We start from the raw sequence: 14613 nt of genomic DNA on the forward strand, positions 1-14613 counted from the left end.
TCAATACTCAAAAGAGGCCGTACCAGATGATAAACGCAGAGACGATCAAAATGATCAGGACGATGATGAGGGCTTTTGAGAGGCAGGTGGTGCAGGAGCCGCCTGTCATCTGACCGATCTTTTTTGCTGAACAGAACCGGCAGCTCTGCACCCTCTCCATACGGGGATGAAGCTTCTGGTAAATGGATCGAATCTTCTCCTCCCTGTTCTCCGAGGCTCTGATACGGTTCCATTCCTCTTCGGAGAGCCCGATGAAGAGGTCACAGGTCCCGCATTTGATCCAGATCTCATTATCAGATGGCCGCTCTGCAACAACGGTCATCTCCCCACACTGTGGACAGTGCAGACCCGATAGTACCATGGGAATTACATAGCAGGTCAGCTATAAATAGATGTTTCAGGACGGGTTCACCAGGAGTCCGGAACAGGTACCAGGCTACACCAACTGTTTTATAGCATCTCCTGAGCATTATACCCTGAGACGGAATGATTAAGGATAAATATATTGAAAAACTCCTCGTCAAGCCCGGTAAGAGTGTGAAGATCAAAGACTTCTATACCGGATGGGCACAGGACGATGTCCTGAAAGAGCGGGGCAAGAATAATGTCAAGGCACGGGCCCTTGAGATCCTTGAAGAGAATCGCACCGCACTCGCAAGCGCCCAGGAACTTCTCTGGGCAGACAATCGTTACTCGATCCTCATTATTCTTCAGGGTATGGATACTGCCGGAAAGGACGGAACGATCAAGCATGTTATGTCAGGTGTCAATCCACAGGGGTGCCGTGTCACGAGCTTTGGGGTACCAACAAAATATGAACTTGACCACTCCTTCCTCTGGCGTTTCTGGAAGGCGATGCCACGCAGGGGAGAGATCGGGATCTTTAACAGATCCTATTATGAGGATGTGCTCGTCCCCAGGGTTCACCCAGGAATCATACGTGATCAACGACTTCCTGTTGTTGAACCGGATGAAGGGTTCTGGAATACCAGATACGAGGATATCCGGGCATTTGAGAGGCATCTGATCGCAAACGGAACGATCATTCTGAAGTTCTTCCTGAATATCTCAAAAGATGAACAGAAAGAGCGACTCCTCTCCCGGTTGAAGAACGAAGAGAAGAACTGGAAGTTCTCCCTCTCCGATCTGAGCGAGCGGAAGCGATGGGATGATTATCATAAAGCATATGAAGAGGCATTCTTCCAGACGAGCACAAAGGACGCCCCCTGGTACATCATCCCGGCCGATTACAAGTGGGCAGCACGAACACTTGTGGCGGATCTCATCGTCAAGGGGATCACCCAGCTCGACCTCAGGTATCCAACGACGACAGATGAGATGAAGCAGGAACTGAAGAAGGCACGGGAAAGTCTGGAGAACGAGTAGATCGTTTGCGCTGGAGACTGGCGATATCTGAAGACGAAAAGCCAGCCGTTCTGATGGAATCATCCCCGGAAGAGGGCAGGGATGATTTATATACCATATTATCCAAAATCACCCTGATTCATTATGTCTATCAGCACAATTGCATCCGAATCGTTCTCCTATGCCCAGGAGGCTGTCTGGGGAAAGTGGAAGCAGTGGATATTGCTTGTCATCGCCTACCTGATAACAAGCATCACACTCTATCTTGTACCGGTCTTCAATGGATATCTCGTCTCTGTCCTCTCAGGGAAAGAGCCGGCACCAGAGGTGGATGACTGGGGGAAGCTCTTTGTCGATGGCTGGAAGCTGAACATCGTCGCCCTCATCTACATGATCCCGATAATCCTCATCCTGGTGATCTTCGGTGCAGCAACGCTGCCGTTCATCATCGCCGGTGCCGCAATGGGCGAGATGACCGGTGTTGTTCCGGATGAGTTCATCCTTGGAGCAATCGCCGAGCTGCTTGCCGGTCTGCTTGTGGCCTTTGTTGTTGCGATCATCATCTCATTCATCGCATACACCGGTGTCGTCAGGTTTGCTAAAACCGGTAATATCATGGAGGCATTCAATTTTAGCGCGATCTTTGAGCATATTGGAAAGATCGGGTGGGTTGACTACATCATCACCATTATCGTTCTCTGGATCATCATCGCAGTCTTGGCCTTTATCATCGGGGCATTGTCGGCAATTCCCGTGCTCGGATGGCTCATTGCCCTCTTCCTCGGCCCGCCACTCTCACTCTTTACATGGCGTTATGTGACGATGCTCTATCAGAGCGTCCCTGCATAGAGAGAACCCGAACTCTCTTTTTTCTCTGGCCCCTCATCCATCCTGAGAGCCGCGACAACTCCTGGGGATCGGGCTCCGTTCTTTAGCATAATACCACAGTGCTTTGATCCGGAGAGAAGCTTTCGCAGTTCTGCATCATCGATCTCGATCCCGTCATGGCCGCTCCGATAGACTATCTCGTACCCGAGATCGTCGAGCCTGTCGAGTACCCAGAATGCATCCTCGGTGAAATGGATTGGGTGGATCTCAACGATGATGACCCGTGGACGCATCCGAAGATCCCGCAGGATAGCAACTTCAGCCCCTTCACAATCGAGTTCAAGGACATCACATGATGGGAGGTCACGGGGATGGATACGGGACGCGGAGGTGGTATCACCTCCATAGACATCGATATGCGGTCCGACGAGGGCATGATGAACCGTGCAGATGGATGAGAGCCCGTCTGACTGTATCCTCTCTGCTATCTCCCGGCAGGCTCGATCCCCAGCCTCATATATCACCACTGAGCCGTTCGTCCCGGTAATCCTTCCTGCTGTAACTGCAGTAACACCGTCTCCCCCTCCGACAATAACGATCTGATCGCCGGGAGAGGTCAGTCGTTCGTGTGCAACCATGATCCCCTTCTCAGGAATGCAGTATTGAGAGAGATACCGGTAGGTGCCACAGACGATATCCTTGAGATCATGGTGCCGGCATATGGCTCGGGCCTGTTGCAGAAGACGCATTGTTTTGTTCGTAATGGATCGTTGGAGAGAGGTAGTCCCCGTCTTCAGAAATAATTTGTTGTATTCCGTCACTGGCAATCCTATGGAAGATATCGCCTGATAACGGCAGACTGGAAGAGGATGGCGGCTGAGACGGCAAGGACGACGAGGAATATCACCGTGAACGCCGCTTCTCCCGGGTATAGTGTGAGTGCCGCACCGGCAACGATGGGACCAAGGGCACCTCCGATGCTCTGGATGGTGTGGAGGAACGCACTTGCGGTAGCGGTCTGGCCGGGGGGTGCTGAAGCGAGGGCGATCATGTTATCGATGGTCAGGAGGATCGACATGCCTGCTGAGAAACTCATCCAGATTGCGACAAGCAGAAGTGGCGTCAGCTCGAAGAGGAAGAAGATCCCGCTGCCGATGAGAAGCGTGATGCTGCCGATGAGAAACGGCAAAACAACTCCTTTTTTTGTGACCAGGTACCCCGCAAGAGGGCCTGAGACCATATCGGTGAGAGATCCGGGCATCAGAAGAATACCCACAAAGATGATCGGGAGAGCAAGTCCGGCAGGCTGTGAGATGATATAGGGCATCAGCTGAAGGAGCATGAAGAAGGCAAAGACGACGAGGAACGCATTGATCGTAATCGCAGGAAACGGTGCTTCCCGGATCATTTCGAGATCAATGAGCGGATCCGGAGTCTGTTTCTCATGGCGGAGGAAGAGGATCAGAAGGAGGAGCGAAAGGAGAAACCCTCCCCAGACGAGCGGATTTCTCATCCCGGTGAGACCACCCTGTGTCAGTGCGATCATCCCGGTGAGGATCGAGGCAGCAAAGAGTCCCATCCCGATCAGATCGATCTTCCCCTCCCGGAGGATGCCATGTCGGGGGAGGATGAACCATGCGGCGATGATGATGAGCAGAACCACGGGGATCATCAGCTGGAAGCAGGCACGCCACCCGATATGTTCGATGATGAATGCTCCAAACATGATCCCAAGGAAGCTCCCCGCCCCATAGGTGGCAGCAAGCACGCCAATTCCGGTTGCCACCCATTCCGGCGGGGTCTCCTCAGCAACGAGTGCATACGCAAGAGGGGCGATGGCAAGGCCGACCCCCTGAAGCATCCGTGACAGAAGGAGGGTCATCATATCCGGGGCATATCCACCAAGGACGATTCCTGCTCCATAGACACCCAGGCAGGCAAGGATGACACGGCGCTTCCCTATGATATCACCAAGCGATCCGATGGCAAGAAGGATGACGGCACCAACGAGCATCACCGTCGGGAGGATCCATGCGATGATAACCGATGCAACGCCAAACTCCGCCTCTATCGCAGGGAACCCGGCGATGATCATCGCTTCAGTCGCCATCACTGTCGCTATGATGACGCCAAGAAGGGCGAGGAGGTAATGGTAGCGTTGCAGACCAGACATAAGAAGGATCATATCATCCCGCAGCGCCATGAATCTATATGGGCAGACTCGATCCCGGGATCCTCAGGGAGGCATGGAACACCGATTACCGGAAGAGGGGCGCACTCTACGGGGGGGTCCCATTCCAACTGCCCGACCTCCCGCCAAAGACCCGTATCCTCGATCTTGGATGCGGGAATGGGAAACACCTTCCGGCGATGGAGGGGAGAGGCTGGGCGATCACCGGTCTCGATGCAGCAGAGGAGGCGGTCAGACTCTGCAGAAGACGAAATGTGGATCTCATCGTCGGGGATGGCTGTCATCTCCCCTTCAGGGAGGGGATATTTGGCGCAGTCATCGGAATCCATATCCTCGGTCATCTGACGGTACAAGGCCGGCCGCTCATGCTGGGGGAAGTTCAACGCGTTCTGGAAGCAGGTGGGGCATTTCACTGCACAGTTTTTTCGAGGAACGATATGCGGTGCGGGAAAGGTGAGGAGGTTGAACCCTTCACCTTCCTGCGCCAGGGTATTATCACCCACTACTTCACCGAAGAAGAGCTCAGAACTCTTGGAGAACCCTTTGAGGAGATTCGGATCACCAGGGAGAGCCATCAGGTGCGGCTTTCCGGGGAGTGCCATACACGGGAGTATCTCCATGCTGTCTTCAGCAGATGATCGCTTCCCCGGTCTCCGGAATAACAACCTGCTCCCATCGTTTTGAAAACCATTCCGGGGCGGTTGTATGGACCGGAATGATCAGATCGGGATCGATCCTGTCAACGATAGCCTCGAGATCACCGGGAGAGGCATGCCCGGATGCGTGGAACCCGGATGAACCGGGTGATCTGCCGGGGAGACCATGGCACCTGATTCCGAAGCGGTCGAGCCACTGATGGAGACGGGCCGCATCAAGAGCCATCTCCTCATTGAAGGCTTCGCATGTCGAATAGATATAGGTCCCGCCCTCTGGATCGATATCCGGGAGTGCAACGAGATCATACAGTGAGAAGCAGAGAATGTAGCCGCCGGGATCCCGCTTCACCTCTTCTGAAGAGACCGGGGAAATATGCTCAGATAACCCCTTCTTCCATCCAGCCATACGGGGATCGGAAAATCCCCCATGCATCATAAGCGAGGGGAGAAGGTTCAAGTGGCCGCAGGCTGCCATTGCCTGGAGGAGATAGGCATCCTTTGCTGTAACGACAAGCTGCCGTCCGCATCTCTCTGCGATCTCCTGAAATATCGCCAGCCTCTCGATATTCCGCGGAGAGAAGTCTGCAATAACCAGTCCATTCTCTTCTGCGACAACTGCCCGGCAGTTCCAGGCAACCTCCTCCTCCGAGACCTCTGAATACGAAGGCTCTTCTTCACGTGAGAGCCGGGTCCCTTCGATGATGAGGGTTCCCATGGCCCTTGCAGCATCCACAAACCGTGATGTGCCGGTATTCTCCCTGCCATGCGTCCTGATGTCCCCTGTATAGGCGATGGAGAGATCGCCACCCAGAAGAAACCCGGTTGCCCCGGGGATGGAGTGATCAACCGGACAGGCGTCGATGGAGAACGGAATCTTCGATTCATCCAAAGCTGAGACGGATGCAGTGATGGTGGCTCCCTTCCCCTGTGGGATGGTTGATATGAGGGAACTGAAGGAGTCGGTCATTGCATCTGTGACGATGAGATCGCGCCCGATGGCCTCCTTTCTCCCGGATATAAGGGTCCGTTCATCATGGGGGATCCGCTCTTTTGTGTAGATACAGTCAGAACCCATCCTGGCAGGTCCGGAGTCCTGCATCGCCTTGATGAGACCAAGGGTGGTTCCTGATGCCACAAGAGGAATTGCTGTATCAAGCATCCCGGCAAGGCCGACATGATCCATATGTGCATGAGAGAGGAGAAGGGCATCAATTGGGATCTCCGGCATCCCGTTCAGGGTGAGATCTGCCGGGGTGAGATCCTGCCGATAATTTGCAATTGGCGGGAGGAGGCCGAGATGGAGATAGTCATAGATTCCCCGGCCGCTCCTTGGGGTTAAGAAATCCCCATAGAATCGTGAGTATATTGAGAAGTCGATACCAAAGTCGAGGAGGAGACCGTATGATCCCTCCCTGATATGAATCTTGTTCCCACCAATGGAACCGGCCCCTCCAAAGATCGTCACCTGCGCCATACTACAGGATTGATCAACGATAAGAAAAAGTATTCGAAGAGAGCGTATCTCTTCTGGGATCAGCAGCTCCCTTATTCTTTCTGTCCTGATGAGAAGACCGGGGAGCGATAGACGATACCGGTCGCATTATCCCGTGTCACTGCGAGGACTCGATTCATGAGCCGTCTGAGGATCCCGGCCGGATCATCCCTGAGCGATTCACAGCTGAGGATCTGCTCATCAAGGTGTTCATAAAAACCATCCGATGCAAGGAGGAGAACATCACCTGGATGAAGGCTGATGCTCTTCATCGAAACGGTGAAGTCCCCACCAATACTCCGCGTGATATATGATCGCAGCGGGTGATGGATCACTTCGCTTGAGTCGAGGAGGCCACGCTGCACCATCTCGGCGACAAGCGAGTGGTCACGGGTGACGGAGACGACACGGCCGGAGAGATGGTATGCACGGGAATCTCCGGTATGTGCAATGATAGCTTTATTTCTCCTGATGAAGGCGGCGACGAGCGTCGTCCCCATCCCTTTTGCATTACCGGTCGCCGCAGTCTTGACGGCTCTATCTGCCGCTATAAATCCTTCTTCAAGTATACGGTGAAATTCCTCATTTTTGAGACCCCCTGTGTATGCCTCAGAAAAATGGTCACGCAGTGCCGTGATGGCTATTGATGAGGCCCGATCACCTGCAACCTGCCCACCGATACCATCTGCAACCGCAATAAGATAGCCATCCGGAAGAGGGAGGATCGTAAAAGAGTCCTCGTTTGCCGGCCTCCCCCCCCGACATGTGAGACCTGCTATCTCACTCCCGATCGTCATCATCCGCCCGATCATTGCTTTCCCCAAACCCCGAATTTCTCCCGGAGAGTCTTCATATGAATAACAATAGTAGCATCGCTGCCTACATTACTTCAACCTTTCCAATTATTCCCGATGCCGGTTGCTGCAATCACCCTTTTTACTATGGGTATTCCCCCGTCAATATAAAGGGCGCCAATCAGCGCCTCGAAGCATTCGGCAAGAACCCTCCCTGACTGCCATATCTCCTGGCTCTTCTCCCCCTTCCCCCAGAGGACATATGTACTGAGATCAAGAGATTCTGCGGCCATTCTGAGGCGAAGCATATTGACGGCATGTACCTTCCGGTTCGTAATAATACCTTTGTCAGACTCGCCAGATGCAATGATATCCTCGATAACAAGAAGATCAATCACCGCATCGCCAAGGACGGCGAGCGCATCCATATGCTGCCCATCCGGGAGGCCGGTTTCGCGTGCGTATGCTGAGCGGGTGAGGGCGCGGGTGAGGAGGGTGGGATCATTGAAGGTGTGGTTGATGCGGGATTCAAGCGGGGTTGTCATCCCGGAATATGGGTCAACCAATGGAATAAAATCATTGAAGCTGGAAAGCAGGTGACAACCCGTATAACTCTGAATCACCCGGCAATATATTCACAGAGCTTTTTAATAAACTATAATTACCTTAAATCAAGTACAATGACATGAATGAGCCTCCGGAATCCCCTCATCCTTATCGCCCTCTCTGTCACCCTCCTCCTGAGCATGGCAGCTGCCGTCCTGACCGGGCCGACCAGCATTCCGATCGGCTCCATCCTTACAAACCCAGTCTATTATCAGATCATCTCTGAGATACGGCTCCCGCGTGTCATCGCCGCCGTGCTTGTCGGGGCAGCGCTTGCAACTGCAGGAACAGCTATGCAGGGGCTCTTCAGGAATCCGATGGCCGATCCCTATATCATCGGAACATCCGCTGGAGGGTCACTGGGGGCAGCAATCTCCATCGTCTTCCTTGCAGGCCTTGGCCTCCCCGTCTTCGCCTTCATTGGTGCGATCGGAGCGACCTTCCTGGTCTATATGATTGCACGGAGGGGAGGGAAGGTCCCGGTTGAGACGCTTCTCCTGACCGGGGTTGCCCTCTCGATGTTCCTCTCGGCGATGCTCTCATTTCTCATGTATACCGCGGGAAAGAGCCTGCACCAGATCATCTTCTGGCTGATGGGGGGATTCTGGACGGTCTCCTGGAGCCAGGTTCATGTGGGTCTTCTGATTCCCATCGGATGTGTCGCAATCTACATCTTCGCCCGTGATATCAACATCATCTCCCTTGGAGAAGAGGAGGCGATGCATCTCGGTGTCAATGTGGAGCAGCTCAAAGTGATCCTCCTCTTCATCAGCTCATTGCTTGCAGGGATTGCCGTCTCCATCGCGGGTGCGATAGGGTTCATCGGGCTGATCACCCCGCATATCATGAGAAATATCGTGGGTCCTGATCACCGGGTGCTCCTCCCTGCCGCCATACTCGCCGGGAGCATCCTCCTTCTCTGGGCTGATACCTTTGCACGGACATTCGGCAACGAGATGCCGGTTGGGATCATCACCTCATTCTTCGGGGCACCCTTCTTCATGTATCTCCTCAGGAGGCGGATGCGGGCATGAAGGCAGTTGAGATCACCGGGCTGGATGTCCGTTATGGAGCAGCCAGAATCCTCGAAGAGATAGCATTCTCAGCAGAGCAGGGGGAGATGATAGGGATCGTCGGTCCGAACGGCTCAGGAAAGACAACCCTTCTCAAGGCGATGAGCCGGATCGTCACCCCTGAGTCCGGTGAGATCTACTATAATAATCAGGATATGGCGGATCTCACCTTCCGCCAGCTTGCCAGCGAGGTCGCCGTCGTTCCGCAGGAGATTGCCATCCAGTTCGATTATACCGTCAGGGAGATCGTAACGATGGGGAGGCACCCCTTCATCGGGAGATTTGCTTCCGAGAGCCGCGAGGATCATGCCATCTGCACCAGGGCGATGAAGCTGGCATCGGTTGATCATCTTGCCGAGACCTCAGTCAATGCCATCAGCGGGGGGGAGCGGCAGCGTGTCCTCATCGCCCGCGCACTTGCCCAGGAGCCAAAGGTTCTCCTCCTGGACGAAGCGACCTCAAACCTTGATATCAGCCACCAGATCGAGATCCTCAGCATTATCCGCCGCGAGACGGTCCGGGCATCGATCATCAGTGTCTTCCATGATCTCAACCTCGCTTCATCCTATTGTGACCGGATTCTGCTCCTGAAAGACCGGCAGATCCATGCGATGGGGCCGCCCGCAGAGGTGCTGACCAGGGAGAATATCCGGGCCGTCTATGGTGTGGATGTCATCGTCAGGAAGCACCCCCTCACCGGGAGACCCTATATCCTCCTGATGTATGATCATGAGAGGGGAGCTCCGCAATCCACAAGGATCCATATACTCTGTGGCGGAGGCACGGGATCGGAGCTGATGCAGACCCTCCATGCACAGGGGATACAGATCACAACAGGTGTCCTCAATATTCTTGATTCAGACTATCTGACAGCAAAGGAGCTTGGGATTATGGTCATCAGCGAGCCGCCATTCTCCCCGATATCAGAAGAGTCAGTATCCATACTGAAGAGATGCCTCACGGAGGCGGACCTCATCATCCTCCTGAATATGCCGATTGGGAGGGGCAATATAGAAAATATCAGGGTACTGAATGAATATAAAGAGAAGGTTGTGATGTATGGGATGGATACCGGTATCCAAGATTACTCCGGAGGAGAGGCGACCCGGCTCATCACTGATCTATGGGGGTGCGGAGCATTACGGATAGAAAGTCTCCAGGAGATACAGAACTTTCTTTCATCCAAACGATTCGATGAGAAAAATGATAAGTCCGGGGTGATCATATGAGATCGTCATATCGTATCTCTATCATCGGGGTGTTCCTCATTTTTTCGGTCGCAGTTGCCGGCTGTATGATCCTCCTCCATGGAAGGAGGGGGATCTGACATCCCCACTAAACAATATTTTTTTTGTTTACAACAGACAAGTAGATCATCTTATCTCCTCCCCTCTCACATAGAAGAGGCATGAAACCCAGTACAAGGATGATACTTCCTCTCCTCCTCCTTGTGACGCTGTCCGGACTCATCTCACCAGTCTGTGGTGCTGAGAACCCCGATCATGACCGGGTGATCAGAATCACCGATGATCAGGGGACTGTGATGACCTTCCAGGGGTATCCGCAACGCATCGTCTCTCTGGCACCCTCAAATACCGAGATCCTCTTTGCACTCGGACTTGGGGAGCGGGTTGTCGGGGTTGCCGATCTCTCGGATTACCCCCCTGAGGCGGCAGCGGTTCCACAGGTCGGCGGGTACAGCACCATCAGTGTCGAAAGGGTCGTTGCTCTTGAGCCTGATCTCATCGTCGGGGTGGAGGGCAACACCGAGGAGGTCCTCAGCCGTCTCCGTTCTATGGGGCATACCGTCATCGTCCTCAGTCCGGAGACGATGGATGAGATCCTCGATAATATCAATCTCATCGGTGAGATCACCGGGGTCCGGGAGAGCGCTCTGGCTCTTACAAATGAATTAGAGCTGCGGACCACGACGATAACCGACAGGACAGAGGCGATTCCCGGACGCCCCACCGTGGCCCATGTCGTCTGGCATGAGCCGGTCTGGGTCTCGGGGGACCGGACATTCCAGAATGAGGTGATACGGGCTGCCGGAGGCGAGAATGTCTTTGCTCATCTCGACGAGTGGGAGATCGTCGGTCTTGAGGAGTTCATCGTCACAAACCCCGATTACATCTTCGTCAGTTCAGGGACCGGGATGGGAACTGCAGGCCAGAATGTCATCTATCAGTATTTTATGACCGAACCGCGATTCCAGAACCTCAATGCAGTCAAGAACCATCAGGTGATCCTCGTCGATGCCGATATCATCAGCCGTGCAGGCCCCCGGATCGTCGATGCACTTGAGGAGGTTGCAGCCGCGATACACCCTGAACTCTTTGACGCTACAACCGGGAAGGAGCATCCCCCTGCCGAAGCCCCGGTATCTCTCTTCACTCCTGCCATGGCACTCCTCCTGGCCACCGGGCTCTTCCTGGGGAGACGGGTGTGACAGGGTCATCCACATACTGCCTCATCGATCATCCCCTTGATGAGGCACTCGCACTCCTCTCCGACTACACCAGCCGCGTTGAGATCCTCTCTGATGGCCTCCATTCGCTCTTCTATCATGAGGAGATCTGCTATTCATATGATCTCAAGTACAGCGTCCATGCGCCATGCGGGGATATCAACCCTGCATCGGTGAATGAACGGATGCGACGGGCCTCTATTGAAGCACTGTCAGGTCTCTCCCTGATCGCAGATCGGATCGGTGCCGATCGTCTGGTCGTCCATCCGGGCCATCTCTTTGAGAGTGGGATGCGGGATGCCGCAGAGACCGCCCTTGACCGGTCGCTCGTCGATCTCGCAGCAGTACAGGAGGAGCGGGGGGTCAGGTTCGCACTAGAGAATATGGGGAGCTGGGACCCCTATCTCTTTAAAACGCCGGATTGTGCAGAAAGGATCACCAGTCTCGGTCTTGGGATCACCCTGGATCTCGGTCATGCCCATCTCAATGGCCTCGCCGGGGCATTTCTTGAGACCGATGGGATCATCCACCTCCACCTCCATGACAACTGCGGGGTCTTTGACTCGCATAATGCCATTGGAAACGGAACGATCCCGTACCCGGATCTCATGCAGACATTTCCTGACGATGCAACGGCCGTCATTGAGACGCAGCGGATGGATCAGTTCATTCAGAGTCTTCATTATCTTGACGGGCTCAACTGACCCTCGCCAGCTCACCTCCCATACAGATTGATCATCCCGATAAGATCCGTAAAGCCGCAGAATTCCATCTCAAGCACCCCGTCACGGGTCATCCCCATACTCGTCTCGGCATCGGCGGTGAGCATCTCAGGCCCACGGATCACCTGCCGGTGAATGCCATCTGCCGAGAGGATCGCCTCGGCCTCGGGGAGGAAGACGAATGAACGGCCGGGGATGATGACCGTCCCGGCAAGGGTGCTCAGATCAAGCCCCCGGAGATCATCTGCGGTGATGAGGCAGGCGATCTCTTTTGCCACAGGGACGACATCGCCGCCGCCACAGGCATCAAGTATCTCCCGGATGAAGGGGGCGGCGACACTCCCGGTGATGACGGAGGCGGTACCTTCCACCCGCGGAAGGCGGGCGATGAGATCCGGCTCATGCCGGATCGCAAACGGGGATCCGATATCGGGATCGGCAAGCGGGGTCCCGGAGACCTTCATTGTACAGCATGCAGCCGCCGATGCGACCATGGCAGAGAACTCCTCCACCGTCTGAACCGGATGATCAGCGATGATGGGACCATTTTCAAGGATCAGACCCTGATCGGTCGCATTGGCAAACCGCATCAGGATATGGCCTTTCACCCCGATCTCCTCAAGCCAGCGGCAGGTCTCCTCAAGGACCGTACCATCGTTGACACCAGGGAGGATCACCGAGGCGGCATAGACATCGATCTCTGAGGCCAGCCGCCGGATGATCTCAAGAGAGACCTCCGGGGTCGGGTCATTCATGTATCGCTGCCTGAGCGCGGGATCGCTCGCAAAGACGGTGAATGAGATCTCGGTGAGCCCTGCTTCGATGAGAATATCGGCGATGCCGGGGTCGTCAAATCCTTTTCCGCTTGTATATCCGATATGCAGCGGAGCCTCCAGACTTGCAAGGAGATCAACAAGATCAAGGAACTCCGGGTAGCAGCTCGGGTCCCCGCCCCCGCTGATGGTGACGCGGGTGATATCTCCCCTGACAGACTGAATATCGGCAAGGACGGCATCTGCGATCTCGCGGAGGGGTTTGAAGCCCGGATACTCTTCTTTCACACCCTTCCTGCAATAATCGCATCCCTTCATGAACGGAAGGCAGTACCTGCATCCAAATGCCGGGATCTCCTTCTTTCCTGTATGCCGGAAGTAGCAGTATGCACAGAAACCACGGCAGTCGATCCCCGGCCGCCCACCGATATCGACCGTCAGCTGAACCATTGGGAAATATTCGGTTCGAGAGGTTATAATTACTGCCGGTTGCCGAAGAGGAGGCGGGAGAGGAGCGAGTCTCTGATCCCGATTGCCGCAGCCTCACAGGACTCATGGCAGCAATAGCAGCGGATGCAGAGGGAGAGATCGATCTCCGCAACCCGGTTTTTCAGGGTGACGGCATCGACCGGGCAGATCCGCTCGCATGCGCCGCAGCCGATGCAGGCAGACGGGATAACCTCTGGGTAGGGTGTGATGATCCGGCCGGAGTGCTGGAGGCGGGCAAGGATCTTTCTCATTATCTTCATCCGGAGGCCTGCCGGACGTTTCGTATCGGGAAGGCGGAACGGGGCGATACGAAGCGAGGCGGGATCATCCCCGATGATCAGGGGAGCCGTTGGGAGGAGCCCCCGCTCTTCTGCCGCCGTGATCGTCGGGATACTCTCCGGGGGTATCCCGATTGCTGAGGAAATGACATAATCGAGGGCATGGGGATCTCTGGATCCAAGGATCAGCCCGATATCACGGGGGATCCCCGACATCGGCCCGTTCCCTTCCATCCCGGTGACGGCATCCATCAGGTGCAGGACCGGGCAGACGGCGCCATGGAGATCGATCAGCATCTCGGAGAACCCTTCCGCTTCCGGGAAGCGGGTATGGAAAAGCGACTTCTCATGGCCGGGGATGAGGCCGAAGAGATTCTTGACCGCGCCTGTATAGGTCGTCAGGAGATGGGTCTTGGGCTTGGAGATGGTGATGATTGCATCCACAGTCGCCGCAGGGGAGATGATGAGGAACCGCTTCACCACGATGCCATCCGGGGATCCACGGGTGGTGTGTGAGACATCGTCGTTGAGGGAGACACCCGGTATCTCGCCGAGGGGTGTGATCCCGGATCGCCTGTAAGCCCGCCTGAGGGATGCCGGGGTGTAGCGGACCCCGGCACCCGGACTGTCCCCGATGAGAACAGTGCATCCCTGCGCAATCAGGATCCGTGCAACCGCCCCGATGACGGCGGGATGGGTCGTCACCGCCTTCTCCGGATCGGTTCCGGCAAGAAGGTTCGGCTTCAGAAGGACGGTCATACCGGGACGGACAAATGACCCGATCCCACCGAGGAGATCAAGTGTCCGCCGGACCGCGGCGTCCACCATCTTCTCATCATAGGAATCGCAGAAGACGGAGGCGACGGATGTATCCATAAA

The 14613-nt window shown here is 55.1% G+C and carries 15 protein-coding genes; 7 read left to right on the plus strand and 8 right to left on the minus strand.

Features of this window, described 5'->3' with window-relative positions:
• Nucleotides 1-7 precede the first annotated feature (7 nt).
• Nucleotides 8-361 carry a hypothetical protein gene (locus J2T58_RS02590; RefSeq protein ID WP_253487202.1) on the minus strand — a complete coding sequence of 118 codons (354 nt, stop codon included), beginning with the start codon at nt 359-361 and terminating at the stop codon, nt 8-10.
• 125 nt (nt 362-486) lie between these two features.
• Between J2T58_RS02590 and J2T58_RS02595 the strand changes: the two genes are divergently transcribed.
• Together J2T58_RS02595 and J2T58_RS02600 are read left to right on the plus strand one after the other, a co-directional pair.
• Nucleotides 487-1386, plus strand: coding sequence for a PPK2 family polyphosphate kinase (locus J2T58_RS02595; RefSeq protein ID WP_253487204.1), 900 nt, complete (start codon nt 487-489; stop codon nt 1384-1386).
• 123 nt (nt 1387-1509) lie between these two features.
• Complete coding sequence (locus J2T58_RS02600) at nt 1510-2214, plus strand: DUF4013 domain-containing protein (protein WP_253487206.1); 705 nt, start codon at nt 1510-1512, stop codon at nt 2212-2214.
• Here J2T58_RS02600 and J2T58_RS02605 read toward each other — a convergent pair.
• The gene (locus tag J2T58_RS02605) at nt 2196-2942 is read right to left on the minus strand and encodes an FkbM family methyltransferase (protein WP_253487208.1); all 747 of its coding nucleotides are present in this window, start codon (nt 2940-2942) and stop codon (nt 2196-2198) included. The two genes, J2T58_RS02600 and J2T58_RS02605, sit on opposite strands and share 19 nt — an antisense overlap.
• 80 nt (nt 2943-3022) lie before the next feature.
• Nucleotides 3023-4378 (minus strand): MFS transporter, encoded by a 1356-nt coding sequence (locus J2T58_RS02610; RefSeq protein ID WP_253487210.1) that lies wholly within the window; start codon nt 4376-4378, stop codon nt 3023-3025.
• Between the two features lie 26 nt (nt 4379-4404).
• Here J2T58_RS02610 and J2T58_RS02615 point away from each other — a divergent pair, with 26 nt between their 5' ends.
• Nucleotides 4405-5022: a class I SAM-dependent methyltransferase gene (locus J2T58_RS02615; RefSeq protein WP_253487211.1), complete on the plus strand. Its 618-nt coding sequence runs from the start codon at nt 4405-4407 to the stop codon at nt 5020-5022.
• Here J2T58_RS02615 and J2T58_RS02620 read toward each other — a convergent pair.
• From J2T58_RS02620 to J2T58_RS02630, 3 genes are all read right to left on the minus strand, one after another.
• On the minus strand, nt 5012-6514 hold the full coding sequence (locus J2T58_RS02620) for an MBL fold metallo-hydrolase (protein ID WP_253487212.1): 1503 nt from the start codon (nt 6512-6514) through the stop codon (nt 5012-5014). The genes J2T58_RS02615 and J2T58_RS02620 overlap by 11 nt on opposite strands.
• A gap of 71 nt (nt 6515-6585) precedes the next feature.
• The gene (locus J2T58_RS02625) at nt 6586-7356 is read right to left on the minus strand and encodes a PP2C family protein-serine/threonine phosphatase (protein WP_253487213.1); all 771 of its coding nucleotides are present in this window, start codon (nt 7354-7356) and stop codon (nt 6586-6588) included.
• Between the two features lie 65 nt (nt 7357-7421).
• Nucleotides 7422-7871, minus strand: coding sequence for a ribonuclease III domain-containing protein (locus J2T58_RS02630; protein ID WP_253487214.1), 450 nt, complete (start codon nt 7869-7871; stop codon nt 7422-7424).
• 144 nt (nt 7872-8015) lie between these two features.
• Here J2T58_RS02630 and J2T58_RS02635 point away from each other — a divergent pair, with 144 nt between their 5' ends.
• The 4 genes from J2T58_RS02635 to J2T58_RS02650 all read left to right on the plus strand — a co-directional run bounded on the left by J2T58_RS02635 (nt 8016) and on the right by J2T58_RS02650 (nt 12176).
• Nucleotides 8016-8966 carry a FecCD family ABC transporter permease gene (locus tag J2T58_RS02635; protein WP_253487215.1) on the plus strand — a complete coding sequence of 317 codons (951 nt, stop codon included), beginning with the start codon at nt 8016-8018 and terminating at the stop codon, nt 8964-8966.
• The gene (locus J2T58_RS02640; protein WP_253487216.1) at nt 8963-10234 is read left to right on the plus strand and encodes an ABC transporter ATP-binding protein; all 1272 of its coding nucleotides are present in this window, start codon (nt 8963-8965) and stop codon (nt 10232-10234) included. Before J2T58_RS02635 ends, J2T58_RS02640 begins: the two co-directional genes overlap by 4 nt.
• 179 nt (nt 10235-10413) lie before the next feature.
• Entirely contained in the window at nt 10414-11454 is a 1041-nt protein-coding gene (locus J2T58_RS02645; RefSeq protein WP_253487217.1) for an ABC transporter substrate-binding protein, read from the plus strand.
• Complete coding sequence (locus J2T58_RS02650; protein ID WP_253487220.1) at nt 11451-12176, plus strand: sugar phosphate isomerase/epimerase family protein; 726 nt, start codon at nt 11451-11453, stop codon at nt 12174-12176. The genes J2T58_RS02645 and J2T58_RS02650 overlap by 4 nt, the downstream gene beginning before the upstream one ends.
• An 11-nt stretch (nt 12177-12187) precedes the next feature.
• On the opposite strand, the gene mmp10 is transcribed toward J2T58_RS02650, so the two are convergent.
• Complete coding sequence (gene mmp10, locus J2T58_RS02655; RefSeq protein ID WP_253487223.1) at nt 12188-13417, minus strand: methyl coenzyme M reductase-arginine methyltransferase Mmp10; 1230 nt, start codon at nt 13415-13417, stop codon at nt 12188-12190.
• 29 nt (nt 13418-13446) lie between these two features.
• Nucleotides 13447-14610 (minus strand): DUF362 domain-containing protein, encoded by a 1164-nt coding sequence (locus tag J2T58_RS02660; protein ID WP_253487224.1) that lies wholly within the window; start codon nt 14608-14610, stop codon nt 13447-13449.
• Nucleotides 14611-14613 lie beyond the last annotated feature (3 nt).

This window comes from Methanocalculus alkaliphilus, from assembly GCF_024170505.1.
Classification (GTDB): domain Archaea; phylum Halobacteriota; class Methanomicrobia; order Methanomicrobiales; family Methanocorpusculaceae; genus Methanocalculus; species Methanocalculus alkaliphilus.

What these genes read in the sequence shown, in the direction of transcription:
- J2T58_RS02620 (WP_253487212.1), bottom strand. Translation starts at nt 6,514, where the DNA reads ATGGCGCAGGTGACGATCTTTGGAGGGGCCGGTTCCATTGGTGGGAAC.
- J2T58_RS02660 (WP_253487224.1), bottom strand. Translation starts at nt 14,610, where the DNA reads ATGGATACATCCGTCGCCTCCGTCTTCTGCGATTCCTATGATGAGAAG.
- J2T58_RS02630 (WP_253487214.1), bottom strand. Translation starts at nt 7,871, where the DNA reads ATGACAACCCCGCTTGAATCCCGCATCAACCACACCTTCAATGATCCC.
- J2T58_RS02610 (WP_253487210.1), bottom strand. Translation starts at nt 4,378, where the DNA reads ATGATCCTTCTTATGTCTGGTCTGCAACGCTACCATTACCTCCTCGCC.
- J2T58_RS02600 (WP_253487206.1), top strand. Translation starts at nt 1,510, where the DNA reads ATGTCTATCAGCACAATTGCATCCGAATCGTTCTCCTATGCCCAGGAG.
- mmp10 (WP_253487223.1), bottom strand. Translation starts at nt 13,417, where the DNA reads ATGGTTCAGCTGACGGTCGATATCGGTGGGCGGCCGGGGATCGACTGC.
- J2T58_RS02635 (WP_253487215.1), top strand. Translation starts at nt 8,016, where the DNA reads ATGAGCCTCCGGAATCCCCTCATCCTTATCGCCCTCTCTGTCACCCTC.
- J2T58_RS02605 (WP_253487208.1), bottom strand. Translation starts at nt 2,942, where the DNA reads ATGCGTCTTCTGCAACAGGCCCGAGCCATATGCCGGCACCATGATCTC.
- J2T58_RS02640 (WP_253487216.1), top strand. Translation starts at nt 8,963, where the DNA reads ATGAAGGCAGTTGAGATCACCGGGCTGGATGTCCGTTATGGAGCAGCC.
- J2T58_RS02595 (WP_253487204.1), top strand. Translation starts at nt 487, where the DNA reads ATGATTAAGGATAAATATATTGAAAAACTCCTCGTCAAGCCCGGTAAG.
- J2T58_RS02590 (WP_253487202.1), bottom strand. Translation starts at nt 361, where the DNA reads ATGGTACTATCGGGTCTGCACTGTCCACAGTGTGGGGAGATGACCGTT.
- J2T58_RS02615 (WP_253487211.1), top strand. Translation starts at nt 4,405, where the DNA reads ATGGGCAGACTCGATCCCGGGATCCTCAGGGAGGCATGGAACACCGAT.
- J2T58_RS02645 (WP_253487217.1), top strand. Translation starts at nt 10,414, where the DNA reads ATGAAACCCAGTACAAGGATGATACTTCCTCTCCTCCTCCTTGTGACG.